This is a genomic window from Paraburkholderia sp. BL6669N2, from assembly GCF_003387275.1.
In the GTDB taxonomy this organism is placed as follows: Bacteria; Pseudomonadota; Gammaproteobacteria; order Burkholderiales; family Burkholderiaceae; genus Paraburkholderia.
The window spans coordinates 756,746-771,270 of record NZ_QUNA01000001.1 but is presented as its reverse complement, the minus strand read 5'-3'; the positions used below and the strand labels follow the sequence as shown (position 1 = coordinate 771,270).

At 62.9% G+C, this 14,525-nt stretch carries 13 protein-coding genes and 1 riboswitch; of the genes, 4 read left to right on the top strand and 9 right to left on the bottom strand.

From position 1 onward, the window contains the following. Positions 1–159: 159 nt before the first annotated feature. The 3 genes from B0G80_RS03425 to B0G80_RS45660 all read right to left on the bottom strand — a co-directional run bounded on the left by B0G80_RS03425 (position 160) and on the right by B0G80_RS45660 (position 2,302). The gene (locus B0G80_RS03425) at positions 160–750 is read right to left on the bottom strand and encodes a TMEM165/GDT1 family protein (protein WP_106281264.1); all 591 of its coding nucleotides are present in this window, start codon (positions 748–750) and stop codon (positions 160–162) included. 5 nt (positions 751–755) lie between these two features. After that, positions 756–942, bottom strand: a riboswitch (yybP-ykoY riboswitch). A gap of 151 nt (positions 943–1,093) precedes the next feature. Next, positions 1,094–1,831 (bottom strand): hypothetical protein, encoded by a 738-nt coding sequence (locus B0G80_RS03420; protein ID WP_116116987.1) that lies wholly within the window; start codon positions 1,829–1,831, stop codon positions 1,094–1,096. A gap of 120 nt (positions 1,832–1,951) precedes the next feature. Then, positions 1,952–2,302: a hypothetical protein gene (locus B0G80_RS45660; RefSeq protein ID WP_181919899.1), complete on the bottom strand. Its 351-nt coding sequence runs from the start codon at positions 2,300–2,302 to the stop codon at positions 1,952–1,954. Positions 2,303–2,381: 79 nt separating this feature from the next. On the opposite strand from B0G80_RS45660, the gene B0G80_RS03415 reads away from it, so the two are divergent. Both B0G80_RS03415 and ilvD read left to right on the top strand, forming a co-directional pair. Next, positions 2,382–3,077: a DUF1571 domain-containing protein gene (locus B0G80_RS03415; protein WP_181919898.1), complete on the top strand. Its 696-nt coding sequence runs from the start codon at positions 2,382–2,384 to the stop codon at positions 3,075–3,077. Positions 3,078–3,352: 275 nt separating this feature from the next. Then, positions 3,353–5,215 carry a dihydroxy-acid dehydratase gene (ilvD, locus tag B0G80_RS03410; RefSeq protein ID WP_116116985.1) on the top strand — a complete coding sequence of 621 codons (1,863 nt, stop codon included), beginning with the start codon at positions 3,353–3,355 and terminating at the stop codon, positions 5,213–5,215. A gap of 102 nt (positions 5,216–5,317) precedes the next feature. Here the strand turns inward: ilvD and B0G80_RS03405 are convergent, their stop codons facing one another. Further along, positions 5,318–6,523, bottom strand: coding sequence for a tyrosine-type recombinase/integrase (locus B0G80_RS03405; RefSeq protein ID WP_116116984.1), 1,206 nt, complete (start codon positions 6,521–6,523; stop codon positions 5,318–5,320). 165 nt (positions 6,524–6,688) lie between these two features. Between B0G80_RS03405 and B0G80_RS03400 the strand changes: the two genes are divergently transcribed. Together B0G80_RS03400 and B0G80_RS03395 are read left to right on the top strand one after the other, a co-directional pair. Beyond that, complete coding sequence (locus tag B0G80_RS03400) at positions 6,689–7,753, top strand: DNA-binding protein (protein ID WP_116116983.1); 1,065 nt, start codon at positions 6,689–6,691, stop codon at positions 7,751–7,753. Between the two features lie 407 nt (positions 7,754–8,160). Beyond that, positions 8,161–8,856 (top strand): HD domain-containing protein, encoded by a 696-nt coding sequence (locus B0G80_RS03395; RefSeq protein ID WP_116116982.1) that lies wholly within the window; start codon positions 8,161–8,163, stop codon positions 8,854–8,856. A 133-nt stretch (positions 8,857–8,989) separates the two neighbouring features. Here the strand turns inward: B0G80_RS03395 and B0G80_RS03390 are convergent, their stop codons facing one another. From B0G80_RS03390 to B0G80_RS03370, 5 genes are all read right to left on the bottom strand, one after another. Continuing rightward, a complete protein-coding gene (locus B0G80_RS03390) occupies positions 8,990–9,181 on the bottom strand; it encodes a DUF2964 family protein (protein ID WP_106281251.1) in 192 nt (63 codons plus the stop codon). 179 nt (positions 9,182–9,360) lie between these two features. After that, the gene (locus B0G80_RS03385; protein ID WP_116116981.1) at positions 9,361–10,923 is read right to left on the bottom strand and encodes a DHA2 family efflux MFS transporter permease subunit; all 1,563 of its coding nucleotides are present in this window, start codon (positions 10,921–10,923) and stop codon (positions 9,361–9,363) included. A gap of 81 nt (positions 10,924–11,004) precedes the next feature. Continuing rightward, on the bottom strand, positions 11,005–12,246 hold the full coding sequence (locus B0G80_RS03380) for an HlyD family efflux transporter periplasmic adaptor subunit (RefSeq protein ID WP_116116980.1): 1,242 nt from the start codon (positions 12,244–12,246) through the stop codon (positions 11,005–11,007). Between the two features lie 42 nt (positions 12,247–12,288). Beyond that, positions 12,289–13,806, bottom strand: a complete 1,518-nt coding sequence (locus B0G80_RS03375) for an efflux transporter outer membrane subunit (RefSeq protein ID WP_116119497.1) — start codon at positions 13,804–13,806, stop codon at positions 12,289–12,291. Positions 13,807–13,876: 70 nt separating this feature from the next. After that, complete coding sequence (locus B0G80_RS03370) at positions 13,877–14,314, bottom strand: MarR family winged helix-turn-helix transcriptional regulator (RefSeq protein WP_106281245.1); 438 nt, start codon at positions 14,312–14,314, stop codon at positions 13,877–13,879. Positions 14,315–14,525: the final 211 nt, after the last annotated feature.

Sequence of the window (14,525 nt, the reverse complement as noted above, 5' to 3'; positions counted from 1 at the left end):
TGTCTACCCATCGCCGGATACAAGCACGCTTGCCATTACCAAGTTCGAAACCGTGCGCGCCGTTTTTTTCGAAGGCAAACGCCACGCCGAGATACTTCGGCAATGCATCCTTCGCGCTTTGTCGCACGCGCGCCGCACGCGTATCAAACAACCTTCGAACTAGAACAGCGGGTGCTCATGCGGATACAGCGCCGTCCTGAGAGCAAAGCCGCCCAGGACTACGAAGATGATGGCCGCCAGAATGTGGACCGCTTTGGTCGGCAGGCGATCAGCGAACTTATGGCCCAGGTAGATGACGGGCACGTTGGCCAGCATCATGCCGAGCGTGGTGCCGGCGACCACCCCGAAGAATTCGTGAAATCGAGCGGCCAGAGCGATCGTGACAACCTGCGTCTTATCACCCATTTCAGCGAGAAAGAACGTTAGCGCCGTGGTGCTGAACACGCCCATCGGATGCGTGGTCGACACCGCCTCGGCACCGTCGAGTTTGTCTGGAATCAGAATCCAGACGGCCATGACGGCAAACGATGCGACGACTGCCCAGTTCAGGATCGAGGGACTCAGAACACTGGCAAGCCATGCGCCCAATGCGCCGGACGCGGCATGATTGATGAGGGTTGCGACAAAGACGCCAAGAATGATCGGAATGGGCTTGCGATATCTGGCGGCCAGCACCAGAGACAACAGTTGTGTCTTGTCGCCGATTTCGGCTAGACCGACCACGCTGGTCGAAACGAGGAACGATTGCATAGGTTGTGGGCCGGGCCGCGCAGTCAGTACGCGATGACACGCATTCCGGCGACCCGGTCAGGTCGGAATGCGAGTCACCGGTCTTGCCAGGCATAGTGCTGTGCGCGCCATGGCGGTCTGTCGACCACCAAGTATGTTGACGGGCACCCTCGAGCATTGCGGTCGAGGCGGCTACTCCCCAATGAGAGGGGCGATTCTACAGTGTCTCGGTCGAGTAAGGCAAATCGTCGGCTTTCCGAATTCCTGCATGAATATCACACCGGAGATGCGCTCGCGCGCTTCATCGAGATCGGCGGACTCGCTAAACGGAGACTTGAGCATGACTAACCGGCCAGGCGGCATCTCACATCATGCCGCCCATGCTTCCAAGGCCGCCGACTCCGGCTCCGCCCGTGCCGCTATTCGGCGCTGCCATTAACGGATGTGCCGCCCCCGCCGACGTCATCAATGCGACGGCGGCGGTGTCCGGTTCGCCATTCGCGTCGATGACGCCGCGCGCGAGGAGTGCTTCGAGGTCGCTGTCCTCGCCCGGTTGACCGGCAGTGAAGGCGGTGGTCAGGAAACTGGGCGTGGATAGCGCCACACCGTACGTCTGCCGCAGATTCTGAACGACCGCGGCCTGCGCAGTCAGGACGTCGGTCTGATTCGCCAGCACCTGTTGGAACTGTGAGTTCACCGGGAAACCGGCTGTCAGCCCGCTTTCATTCGTGCCGAGTTGCGCCGCCAGATACGACACCAGCAGATCCGTCTCCGGCGTGACGTTGTACGTGCCGCCGGCGAACGCAACGGAATGCAGCATCGTCACGCCTGAAGTCGCGGCGATCATGCATGGCATGACGGCGCCGAGCGTCGCGTGAAAGTTGCCGTTCGCATCCGCCGCGACCGACATCGAGCCTCGCGCGCAGTCGATCTTGATCGTCGCGTTCGCCAGCGCTTTACCCGTTGCCGCCGTGCCGCCGATCGAAACCATCGAGGTGCCGCTTCCACCACCTCCGCCTCCGCAGCCCGCGAGCCACGCGACGGATGCCGTCAGTAGCGCTGCGCCGACAGGCCGAACGATTTGCTGCTGTCGAATGTTCATTGATGTCTGCCGGTGATTCGGACATGCTGTCTAAACGATCCGGCGCCACCGCCTATTCCATCTTTCGCGCAACCCTTTACGTCACACGATTGGAATAGCGCGGCGGCGCGAGCCGTTTATTCAGGTTATCGACGCCGCGTCATTCGAGTCCGGCATCAGGGCAGGGCCACCCATTGCGACCGACGCATGCAACATGCTCGGGCAACCCTTCAAACGCCGGTCAATCAGCACGGATCGAACCATGACGTTTTGCGGATCTGGCATTTCCGATAACCCGGTACGCGGGCGCATTCGGCCTGCTGCGGGATGGCCCGCAATCGCGCGGCTGTTGCTGTACGTGCTCGCATTGACCTGCCTGGCTGTCTCGATGGGCGCGTTTGCGCAACCGGCCAGCGCGACGGCGCCGGCTTTGGCCGCCACATCGGCGGGATGCGTGGATGCCGGCGCGTCGCGTACCGTGGATGCGGACATCGACGAGTTCCGCTGTCTTCCGGCTCGCGAACAGGCGGCGTCGTTGCGCACGCGGATCGAAAACCACTCGATACTGACTTTGACCGACGATCAGATCCTTGCCTTGATGGACGCGATGAAGCCAGACGCCTTCGTCGAGTACGCGAAGACCATGATTCCCGACGACGCCTACGAATACAGCATGTTCCGGCAGGAGCGCGTCTCAGGAAGATGGCCGGAGCGGCCCGATCACATGGTGATCCGATATCAGGACAGCCCGCGAAGAGTCTACGCAAAATGGCTGCCCGGCGGCGCCCATGCGGGACAGGAGATCGTCTACGACGAAACCACGGACCCCGACAGCATCGTCGGCCATCTTGGCGGCCGGCTGCATGTCGTGTCGGGCAAAGTCGCCGTCGACGGTCCATTCGCGCACGCGCAGTCCCGCCATAGCGTCCGGGATCTGGGCTTGCAGTTCATCGCCCGCACCGTCGAGCACGATGCGCGCAGTTTTCGTGAAGAGGGGCTCAGCGAAAAGCCGAGCCGCATCGAACTCATGAACGCGCACGGCACGCGGTTGCTGGCGTGGACATGGACGGCCCCGTCGGGACCGCCCGCGCATTACGCACCACGGGTGCGACTCCTGTTCGATCTTCAGCACACATGGCCCAGCGGCGAAGCCGCGTGGGACGAGCAGGGCGGGCTGCTGGAGCTGATCCGCTTCGAAGACGTCGTGCCGCGCCACTGGAGCGAAGCGGATTTCGACCGACGTAACCCCGAATACGGTTTCCGCTAACGCTAAGCGCGGCCGGGAAGCGTTTACACGACGGCCGCGTCCCCGTCTCGCCCCATCTTCCAGTAATATCTTTTCCGACCTAATTGCGCCAGAAAAATATATTGGACGTCTTACCCGTCCTCTCGCACTATTCGTACCTTCCCAGCCACGCGCGCGCGTCAACGCCGGCGGCCGCCTGCGCGCAAACGCGGTGGCGTCGCTGCCCGCGAACGGCGCAGCGGCCGGTCTGGGCACAATTCCAATTTTTGACGCCCCCCATACCCTGAAGGACACAGATGCCTGACTATCGATCGAAAACTTCGACCCATGGCCGCAACATGGCCGGCGCGCGCGCCTTGTGGCGTGCCACCGGAATGAAGGACGGTGATTTCGGCAAGCCGATTATCGCGGTGGTGAACTCGTTCACGCAGTTCGTGCCGGGCCATGTGCATCTGCGCGACCTAGGCGCATTGGTCGCGAAGGAAATCGAAGCGGCCGGCGGCGTCGCCAAGGAATTCAACACCATCGCCGTCGACGACGGCATCGCCATGGGTCACGGCGGCATGCTGTACTCGCTGCCTTCGCGCGAACTGATCGCCGACTCGGTGGAGTACATGGTCAACGCGCACTGCGCCGACGCCATGGTCTGCATTTCCAATTGCGACAAGATCACCCCGGGCATGCTGATGGCCGCCATGCGCCTGAACATCCCCGTCGTGTTCGTCTCCGGCGGTCCGATGGAAGCGGGCAAGGTCAAATCGCCGACGGACGGCCAGGTGATCGCGAAGATCGACCTGATCGACGCGATGATCAAGGCCGGCGACTCCCGCGTGAGCGACGCCGAAGTGGCGGAAATCGAGCGCAGCGCCTGCCCGACGTGCGGTTCGTGCTCGGGCATGTTCACCGCGAACTCGATGAACTGCCTGACCGAAGCGATCGGTCTGGCGCTGCCCGGCAACGGCACGATCGTCGCCACGCACGCGTGGCGCAAGGGTCTGTTCGAGCAGGCCGGCCGTCTCGTGGTGGACCTGTGCCGCCGCTATTATCAGGAAGACGACGCCTCGGTCCTGCCGCGCAGCATTGCCAGCAAGCAGGCCTTCGAGAACGCCATGGCGCTCGACGTCGCCATGGGCGGTTCGACCAATACCGTGCTGCATCTGCTGGCCGCCGCGCAGGAAGGTGGCGTCGATTTCACGATGTCCGACATCGATCGCATCTCGCGTAAGGTGCCGTGCCTGTGCAAAGTGGCGCCCGCCACCGACAAGTTCCATATCGAAGACGTGCATCGTGCCGGCGGCATTCCCGGCATTCTCGGCGAACTGGCCCGCGCGGAACTGCTCGATCTGTCGTGCGGCAACGTGCACAGCGGCACGCTGGGCAACGCCATCGCCAAATGGGACGTCGCCGGTGGCGCGGGCGAGGAAACGCAGAAGTTCTTCCGCGCGGCGCCGGGCGGTATTCCCACGACGGTCGCATTCAGCCAGGAAGCCACGTATGCCGCGCTGGATACCGACCGCAACACGGGCTGCATCCGCAGCAAGCAGAGCGCGTACTCGAAAGACGGCGGCCTCGCCGTGCTGTACGGCAACCTCGCGGAGAAGGGCTGTATCGTCAAGACCGCCGGCGTCGACGAATCGCAGTGGATTTTCTCCGGGCGCGCGCGCGTTTTCGAGAGTCAGGACGACGCCGTCGAAGCCATTCTGGGCGACAAGGTGGTGGCGGGCGACGTGGTCGTGATCCGCTACGAAGGTCCCAAGGGCGGCCCCGGCATGCAGGAGATGCTTTACCCCACGTCGTATCTGAAGTCCAAGGGATTGGGCAAGAGCTGCGCGCTGTTTACCGACGGCCGCTTCTCGGGCGGTTCGTCGGGGCTGGTGATCGGGCATGCGTCGCCGGAAGCGGCCGAAGGCGGCACGATCGGCCTGGTGGAAGAGGGCGATGTGATCGAGATCGACATTCCCAACCGCAAGATGCACCTGGTGGTGTCGGATGCGGAACTGGCGCGCCGTCGCGAAGCCATGGAGGCTCGCGGCGACAAGGCGTGGCAACCGGCGAATCGGGAACGCGTGGTGTCGCAAGCGTTGCAGGCTTACGCGGCGCTGGCGACCTCGGCCGACCGCGGCGCAGTGCGGGATCTCTCGCAACTTAAGCGCAAGTGATGAGGACCGGCTCTGGCGCTCGATGTCGGGCGGCCGGAGCCGGAACGGATCGACAGGCGCGGGCGTGTCTGTCGATCCGCGCGCTTCTCGTGTTGATCGGCGTCACTTCCCCTCAGGCTTGGATTCGTCCCAGTTCATGCGGTGGCGAGCCACCGTCTCACGATGGCGCGTGTCGTCTTCGGTATGGAGGTAGAGGCTGGTCGTGTTGAGCGACACGTGGCCCAGGTTGTCACGGATCGTGCGCAGATCCACGCCGCCATCCGCCTGATGCGAACCGGCGGTATGTCGCAGCCAGTGCGCCGAGGCTCGCTCCAGTTCATCCGCCCGATCGGAAAAGTCGGCGCCTTTCGAGCGCAGCCAGCTGGCCGCGTTGCCAAAAATGCTCTTGATCGCGTCGTGAATGGCGGAACGGGACAAGCATCGGTTGCGGCCTCTGAATGGAATCACCAAGGGCGTTTCTTCGCTGCGAGTGGGCAGCGGCGCCAAGCCATTTTCAGTTCGGTAAAGCCGCATTTCCTGAATCAGTTCGGGCGAAGCGGGGACAATGCGTTCCTTGTTCCCTTTGCCGAGCGTTTCGAGCCACCACTGATCCTTGCCGTCGGCGCCTAGTCGACGGGAAAAATCCCCCATTTTCCCGCCGGCGACTTCAGATATGCGCATGCCCTGCAGATAGAAAAGTGTCGTCAGCCAGCGGCTGCGGGCGTAATAGGCCCGCTCGTCCGCCGTCTCGCGCGGCAGTTGCTCGACAAACACCTTCACTTCATCCCACAGCGACGTCGATAGATAGCGCGTTACGCGCGGCGCGGAGCGTTTGGCGCGCTGTCGAAGCAGCGCCATGGGATTGCCACGCAGATAACCTGCGTTGACCAGCCACGTGAACATCGCATTCAGGATGATCAACGCCTGACGCTGGCTTGCCGGCGACAACGGCCCATTGAACGGACGCCAGCGCTCGTCGCCGCGGGGAAACTTGCCGCCCGTGCTCGACACCCAGCGAGCCGCCGGCTGCGGATCGACGAGAAACCCCTTGAACAGCAGCAGATCCTCGTGCGTCAGCGACGACAGCGGTTTGCCGAGTTGCACGACGGCCCAAAGCAGCAGCCGCTCAGCTTCCTTGCGGTAGTTATCGAAGGTTGTTTTGGTGTCGGCGTAGTTCGACAGCCAGGCGCGGACGGCGTCGAGATCGTTGGTGGCGGACAGCTGCGAGCCACCGGCCGCGCCACGGTTCGTGCCGTCGCGACCGTCGAGAATTTCGGGAACGACGAGCGATTCGACCGGCTGAACGGTGACGAGTTGGGCATCAGGCACGGTTTTAGAGGCTCCAGAGACAAAGTCCGACGCAAAAAACGTCTGCTACATGCTACACGACATTATAGTACTAATGTCGTGTAGTGGATGGTGATAAATTGGTTATTCAACGTTATACGTTGTATTATCAACACATCAAGACATATCAGCCGCCAAAGGATTCCCATGCCTCTTGAAGCCGACATTGAAGCCCTCCGTGAACGCATCTCGGACACACAGGAGCTCTATCGCGAGGTTTGCGCGCTGATGTTCTTCCGTTACGGTGAAACGCCGACAGCGAACAAGCTCTATCAACTCGTTCGCAAAGGCAGCATGAGCGCGCCGGCGAAAGCGTTGCGGGATTTCTGGGCGGAAGTCAGGGACAAGACGCGGGTCGACGTCGGGCAACCGGATTTGCCAGCGGAAGTCGCAAGCGCCGCCGGCGAACTGGCGGCGACCCTCTGGCGGCTAGCCGGCGACGCGGCCAACGCTGCGCTGGAAGTTTTCAAGCAGGACGCTCAGCGCGAAATTGCCGCGGCAGTGGACCATGCACAACAAACGGCTGCGGAACGCGACACCGCGATCGCCGCCAGCGAGCAGGCGTCTCGCGACGCGGCTGACGTCCGCAGGGAGAATACGAAACTGCTCGCGCGTCTGGTCGAACTGGAAACCGCCAAAACCATGCTGGCAGATCAGCTTGCACAGTCCAGAAATGAAAGCGCCGCGGCATCCACGGCGCTGTCGGACGCCCGACGTGAATTCGCCGAGGAATTGGGCAAGCTGCGCGTCATGCACAATCAGAGCGAACAGCGCCTCGCCGCGACTGAAAAGCGGGCGCTGCTGGAAATCGACAGCGAGCGGACGGCGGCACGCCAGACGCGCCAGGAGTTGCAGGCGGCGATCAATCGGATGGCCCACGCTCAGGCCGCCCATCAGGCCGAGCGCGATCAGTTGCGCGATGCACTTGCCGAGGCGAAAACACAGTTGACGACGTCGATGACGCGTTGTGCAAGCGTCGAACGAGAGCTGGCGTCGCGCGAAATCGCGCTCGACCAACAGATAGCCGCGGGCGAGCTCCTTCGCAAGAAACTTGAAACGCTGTCCCGTCAGTTGGTGGAAAGCGGGCGCCCTGCTGCCACGCTCTCGCCCTCTCCTCGCCGCGCTTCATCGGCCAGGAGGCGCGACGTGCGTCGCGATGTGAAGTTCACGGAAGCCGCAGCGGTTCGCAGATCAAGCGTGGAAGACCGGTGAAGCCCGTCCTCGTCAGTGGCGCCGTGAACGCGACGCACAGCGCTTGTGAACCGCAACGCCAAGCCATCGTCACGATGTTGCGTGACCTCGGACACGGCGTATGTGCTGCGCAATCGGGTCGAACGGCGCCCTCGCCGTCCGCTTGCCGGTTATCGCGGATAACGCTCGGCGGATTCAGCCCGCCAAGCCGGCCGCCCATGCCTCGGCGAGGCGCGGTTGGCAGCAAACAACGTATCACTGGCACGCATTGCCGGTCGATTCCCACTCCCCTCGATACGACTCCGACAGATACTTGGACATCCCCGGACGGTGCTCACAGCGACCATTCAAACCGCTGCATGGACATTGTCCGAACGACGCGAAGTCCATGGCCTCACGAGGCACTATCTTTGTCCAGGAGAAATTCGATGAGTACGACCATTGCCGGCATTCACATTCCAGACAGCCGTCTCGCAAGAGCCGCAACCGATCTGGTCCGTGACACCGAGAACGATCTGCTGTTCAATCACTCGCGCCGCGTGTTCCTGTGGGGCGCGCTGACGGGTGCGCGCCGTAAGCTCGCGTATGACCCCGAGTTGCTGTATATCGGCGCGATGTTTCATGACATGGGGCTCACGCCGGGCTACGCCAGCAAGACTGATCGCTTCGAAGTCGACGGCGCCAATGCGGCGCGCGACTTTCTCAAGAGTCATGGCGTCGACGAGTACGACATCGAGCAGGTCTGGCTGTCGATCGCGCTTCACACCACGCCGGGTGTTCCGGAGCATCTGAAGCCGGTGGTTTCGCTGGTGACCGCGGGCGTCGAAATGGATGTGCTCGGCATGCGCTACCACGAGTTCGACGACGCGCAACGCGTCAGCGTGGTGGCCGCGCATCCGCGCGAGCGGGACTTCAAGAACCTGATCATCGACGCGTTCGCGCAAGGCACGATCAGCAAGCCCGAAACCACCTTGGGCAACGTCAAAGCCGATGTGCTGGAGATGAAAGATCCCAGCTACAAGCGGCTGAACTTCTGCAAGATCATTCTCGGTTCGGCATGGGATGACAGCCAGGCGGGTCATGTCCATCACGCGGGATGCCATCACGGGGCCGCGGCGGAATAACGATCTGCGCAAAACGGGCGGCGAATCGCCGACCGGCCGATGCAAAACTCAAGGCGCGCCAACCGGAAAAAACCGGTGGCGCGCCGCATTCGTTGCCTTGGCAATATTTCTGTTTGCTGGCGGCAGCGTGACTTCAGGAGCTATCCGTCGGTCGCGGCGTCAGCATCAGCGCCAGCACCGCGACGCCGAGCACAAGCAAGATTCCGCCGTATAACATGGCATTGCGCGTGTCGAACAGCACGCCGTGAATGACCATCGCCATGCCGCCGAGCGCGACGAACACCGCAATGGCCGCGAATACAATCCGACGTTCGGCGCGAATCATGGCGCTCTCCCGCAAGACGTTAGTGCCGTAAGACGCACAGGAGCAACGTAAGACCTCGAAGCGCGCGCTATTTTTTATACCAACAGATTGCGCGCTACCCCGAAACCTGAATCTATCGTAGGCGGCGAACGGGCCTTAGTAAATACGGGAAACCATGCCGCCCGCCGCCGGTGCCGCCTTCAATGACCGCCCGCTCCCGCCGCCGCGGCGGAACTGGAGCGATCCGGTTTCGTCACCCAGATCAACGGGATGATCAATACGAAGATCACCGCCGACAGCCAGAAAATATCGTTCAGTCCCAGCATGGCCGCCTGGGTATTCATCGAGCGTTCGAAGAACGCCATCGCCTGGGCCTGACCGCCGCCCAAAGTACTTTGCAGTGCATCCAGCGCAGCCGTGTAAGTCGGATTATTCACGCTCGTCTGCTCGGCCAGTTGCGCATGATGCAGGATCGTCCGGTCGTTCCATCCCGTCGAGGCCAGCGACGTGCCGACCGCGCCGGCGAACACCCGCGCGAAGTTCGACAGACCGGCCGCGGCCGGAATCCGGTCGGGCGCGAGACCTGACAGAATGATCGCGGTCAGCGGCACGAAGAAGAGCGCCGTCGGGATACCTTGCAACAGCGTCGGCAGGACCAGCGTCCACGTATCCACGCCGGTGGTGTAGTTCGAGCGCATGAAGAACACGCCGGCGAAGCCGACGAAAGCCAGCGTAGCCAGCACTCGCGCATCGGACTTCGGCATGATCTTCGCCATGACCGGCGCGAGAATGACGGCGAAGATGCCAAGCGGCGCGGTCGCTAGACCGGCGTCGACGGAACGGTAGTTCAGATACCCCTGCATCCACTGCGGCAACAGCACGAGGTTGGAGAAAAACACCGCGTACGCCACCGAAATCGCGATCGTGCCGCCGAGAAAATTGCGTTTGCCGAACAAGCGCAAATCGACGATCGGATTCTTTTCAGTCAGCTCCCAGATCACGAAGAACGCGAAGCTGATCGCAGCAAACACGGTCAGGGTGACGATCACCGGCGAGTTGAACCAGTCGAGGTCCTTGCCCTTGTCGAGCATGATCTGCAACGAGCCGACCCATGCGATCAGCGCGAGCAGGCCGACCTTGTCGATCGGCAAGCGCTTCGTCGGGGTTTCGCGGGTGCGGTAGATCGCCCACGTCACGCCGGCCGCGAACAGGCCCACCGGAATGTTGATGTAGAAGATCCATGACCACGAGTAGCTGTCGGTAATCCAGCCGCCGAGCGCCGGGCCCGCAATCGGGCCGACGGTCGCGGTCATCGCCCACAAGGCGAGCGCGGTCGCGGATTTCTCTTTCGGATACGAGCCGAGCAGAATGGCTTGCGACAGCGGGATCAACGGACCCGCCACCGCGCCCTGCAGAATCCGCGCCGCGAGCAGCACCGGCAGATTCGGCGCGATTCCGCACAGCCACGACGACAGCACGAACAACAGAATCGCCCAGACGAACAGCTTGATCTGCCCGACACGCTGCACGAGCCAGCCGGTCAACGGAATTGCGATGGCGTTGGCGGCGGCGAACAGCGTGATCACCCAGGTGCCCTCGTCCACCGACACGCCGAGATTGCCGGCAATCGTCGGAATCGCCACGTTCGCGATCGATGAGTCCAGCACGTTCATAAACGTGGCGAGCGCCACGGCAAGCGTCGCCAGCACCAGCTTGCCGCCGGTTAGCGGCGGCAGCGCGGCGGGCTGCGTCGATCCATTCATTTCATCACCTGTCGAGGAAGGCAAAACTATCTGACTTATCAGTTAAATGCGCAAAAAAAACGGCGCTCGGTGGTCGTGGCTTCAACCGGCCTTGCGCGCGGTGTTTTTCTGCGTGGGGCTCGCGGCCACCGCGTGCTTCGCCGGCATGTTCTGCTCGATGATCCGGGTGATCTCCGCGTCGGCTTCGTCGCCGTACCGTGCGAATACGTCGGTGTGGTACGAGGTGTTGACCGCCGCGCCGAGTTGAGCGCCGGTTTCCTCGTGCGTGTCGACCTCGACCTGCATCGACAGCCCAATTCGCAGCGGGTGCGCGTTCAGTTCATTCTGGTCGAGCAGGATCCGCGCCGGCAGACGCTGCACGACCTTGATCCAGTTGCCGGTGGCGTTCTGCGCGGGCAGTACGGCGAACGCCGAGCCCGTGCCCGCCGAGAAGCCTTCAACCCGGCCGTGATACTTGACGCCGGAGCCGTACACGTCAGCGGTGAGCGTGACGGGCTGGCCGATGCGCATGCGCCTCAACTGGCTTTCCTTGAAATTCGCGTCGACCCATACGCCGTCGAGCGGCACGATCGCCATCAACGGCGTGCCCGGCGCAACGCGCTGGCCGACCTGCACCGAACGGCGCGCGACATAGCCGGTCACGGGCGCGGGCAAGGTGTTGCGCGCGTAGCTCAGATAGGCGTCGCGCACTTTCGAGGCCGCGGCCTGCACGTTCGGGTGCTGTTCGATCGACGTGCGGTCGGTCAGCGCATGATTGGCCTCGGCCTGCTGGCGCGCGGCGTCGAGCGCGGCCTGCGCGGAACTGACGGCGTCGCGGGCATGCGCGATGTCCTCGCCGGACACCGCGCCTGTTTCGGCCACCGCCTGACGGCGCTTCAGGTCGTCGATGGCGCGGGCCAGATCCGATTGACGTCGTGCGACGGTTGCCGCGTAGAAATCGTTGTTCACGTACAGGCCGCTGACCTGCCGCACGGTCTGGCCGAGCGTCGCTTCCGCGTTCGACAGCGCGACCTTTGCGTCGGCGTTATCCAGCGTGACAATCGGCGCGCCCTGCTTGACGATCTGCGTGTCGTCGGCGTTGACCGCGACCACCGTGCCGCTCACTTGCGGCGTCAGTTGCACGAGGTTGCCGCTCACGTAGGCGTCGTCGGTGGATTGATAGTAGCGCCCGCTCGTGTAGTAGTACGCGCCGTAGCCCGCGCCGGCCAGCACGACGGTGGCGGCCAGCAGGGACAGCAGCAGCTTGCGCCTCGTGGGGGGCTGCGTTTGCAGGGGTTGGTCCGCGTCCGCCGTCTTGCGGCTGGTGTTGATCGTGTCGCTCATGATGTGGGTCCTGACAGTTTGGCAAGGTGTCGCGATGGCGCTTTAACGCGCGGCGGCGACGACGGGATTGGCCGAGGCGGCGGGAACGGCGGCGCCGCTGCTGGCGACCGAAGCGGCGTTATCGACATAACCGCCGCCGAGCGCCGCGGCCAGCGCGATCTGCTGATCGCGCCGGTTCATCTTCAGATTCGCGACCTGCTGGTCGGCGGCGAGCGCCGTGGTGTCGGCGTTCAGCACCGTCAGCTGATTCGTGAGGCCGGCCTTGTATTGCACGAGCGCCAATTGATCGGCGTCGCGGGCGGCTTGCTGGGCGGCTTGCGCGTCGGCGAGCTGCTCGTCCGTCGAACGGATTTGCGCGAGTTGCGTCGCGACTTCGGACAAGGCCGTGACCAGCGTCTGGTTATATGTGGCAACGGCGTAGTCGAAATCGGCGTAACGCCCTTTCAATTGCGCGCGCAACTGACCGCCGTCGAAAATCGGCAAATGGATCGCGGGGCCGACCGACGCCGTGCGGCTCGCCGCCGTCAGGAAACGGCCGAAACCGAACGCGTCGAGACCGATCGCGGCGCTCAGGTTGATGTCGGGATAGAACTCGGCCTTGGCTTCCTTGACGTCGTGCGTGAGCGCGTCGACGCGCCATTTCGCCGCGACCAGGTCGGGGCGGCGGCTCACCAGATCGGCCGGCAAGTTGTCGGGCAGGCGCACTTCGTCCCCCACGCCGAGTGTCGGCCGCGCGATGGCGAGACCGCGGTCCGGTCCGGCGCCGAGCAAGGCGGCCAGCTGATAGCGCGTGGTAACGATGCTGCCGTCGATGGACGCGAGCGTCGCGCGGCTGGTGGCGAGATTCGCCTGCGCCGTCTTGCGTTCCACTTGCGTGTCGAGGCCCGTTGCGATGCGCCCGGCGGTAATGCGGTCGATCTGTTCGCGCTGGGTGATTTCTTCCTGCGCGATGTCACGCAACGCATAGAGCCGCGCAAGCTGGTTGTAGTCGCGCGCCACGGCCGACGTGAGGGACAGCTTGACGACTTCCTCGTCCGCCTGGGTCGCCTGCAGTTGCGACAGCGACGCTTTCAGCGCTTCGCGATTCTTGCCCCACAGATCGAGATCGTAGGACGCGGACAGCAAGCCCTTATTCTCCGTTTGCCACGACCCGCCGTACGGCGGCGGCACGAGCGCCGTGCCCGAATACTGCTGACGCGTCAGCGAATAGTCCGCGCCGACTTTCGGCAGGGTACTCGCCTTCGCCGTGTCGCTGTACGCGGCTGCCGCCGCGACGCGGGCGCGGGCCTGCTCGACCGACGGATTGCCCTTCAGCGCTTCAACGAGCAAGGCCTTCAGTTGCGCGTCGCCGAACTGGTCGGCCCAATCGGCGGCCGGCCAATGACCGTTGTCTCGCGGAATGCTTTGTTGAGTCGCGTAGGTCTGCGCTTGCGCCATCTGCTTGTCGCTCGAGATACCGGCGTAATTCGCGCAGGCGGACAGTACGGCCGCGAAGATCACCGTCACACCGGCCTTCGCGATCCGCGAGCCGGCGATCCGTGGAATTAACTGTGGCTTCATTGTCTGACTTGTCAGATAAAAGGTTGAAAAAATTGCCGCGAGCGTTCGCAGCATGTTTGGCTGGCCTCGCCTACTCAGCGAGAAACTTGTTCAGCAGACGGCGCAATTCCTCGAATTCGGCTTTCGTAAACTTCTTTAGACGGCGGTTCAGCACCACCGGCGCGATCTCCGGAAGCCGCGCGGCGACCGCTTCGCCCTCTTCCGTCAGTTTCAGGTTGACGACGCGGCGGTCTTCGATGCTGCGCGAGCGTTCCAGCAAACCCTTGATTTCCAGCTTGTCGAGCATGCGCGTCATCAAACCAGTGTCGATGCCAAGCAAGCGCGACAATTCGAACGGCGTGGTGGCGAACCCCCGGCGCATGGACAGCAGAATGCCCATCTGCTGACTGGTAATGTCCAGATCCTTCAGCGCGGCGTCCATTTCGTTGATCAACAGGTTGCGTGCTTTGTTAATCAAGAAACCCACGCTCAGCGTCAGGCTGAAATTGTCCGGCGTGTAGTGCTTCATGCGTGCCCCCTCGTTCAGTGCGTTTAACTTTATCTGCAAAGTCAGATATCCACAAGGATCGCTTCCGGCACATGACTGTTTCATTTATATGCCCTAGTCCGCTGCGTGCTGGCTACCGCAGGTGCGCAAAGTGGTCACCTTGAATTACCGAAAATCGGTCATTTCGCAAAGCCATTCGAGCATTTAATCTGCTCTCACGCTAAACCATCCA

Excerpts from the sequence above, each read along its gene's own strand:
- B0G80_RS03425 (WP_106281264.1), bottom strand. The coding sequence starts at position 750 with ATGCAATCGTTCCTCGTTTCGACCAGCGTGGTCGGTCTAGCCGAAATC.
- B0G80_RS03380 (WP_116116980.1), bottom strand. The coding sequence starts at position 12,246 with ATGAGCGACACGATCAACACCAGCCGCAAGACGGCGGACGCGGACCAA.
- B0G80_RS03390 (WP_106281251.1), bottom strand. The coding sequence starts at position 9,181 with ATGATTCGCGCCGAACGTCGGATTGTATTCGCGGCCATTGCGGTGTTC.
- B0G80_RS45660 (WP_181919899.1), bottom strand. The coding sequence starts at position 2,302 with ATGTCCGCATCCACGGTACGCGACGCGCCGGCATCCACGCATCCCGCC.
- B0G80_RS03375 (WP_116119497.1), bottom strand. The coding sequence starts at position 13,806 with ATGAAGCCACAGTTAATTCCACGGATCGCCGGCTCGCGGATCGCGAAG.
- B0G80_RS03420 (WP_116116987.1), bottom strand. The coding sequence starts at position 1,831 with ATGAACATTCGACAGCAGCAAATCGTTCGGCCTGTCGGCGCAGCGCTA.
- B0G80_RS03400 (WP_116116983.1), top strand. The coding sequence starts at position 6,689 with ATGCCTCTTGAAGCCGACATTGAAGCCCTCCGTGAACGCATCTCGGAC.
- B0G80_RS03385 (WP_116116981.1), bottom strand. The coding sequence starts at position 10,923 with ATGAATGGATCGACGCAGCCCGCCGCGCTGCCGCCGCTAACCGGCGGC.
- B0G80_RS03395 (WP_116116982.1), top strand. The coding sequence starts at position 8,161 with ATGAGTACGACCATTGCCGGCATTCACATTCCAGACAGCCGTCTCGCA.
- ilvD (WP_116116985.1), top strand. The coding sequence starts at position 3,353 with ATGCCTGACTATCGATCGAAAACTTCGACCCATGGCCGCAACATGGCC.
- B0G80_RS03370 (WP_106281245.1), bottom strand. The coding sequence starts at position 14,314 with ATGAAGCACTACACGCCGGACAATTTCAGCCTGACGCTGAGCGTGGGT.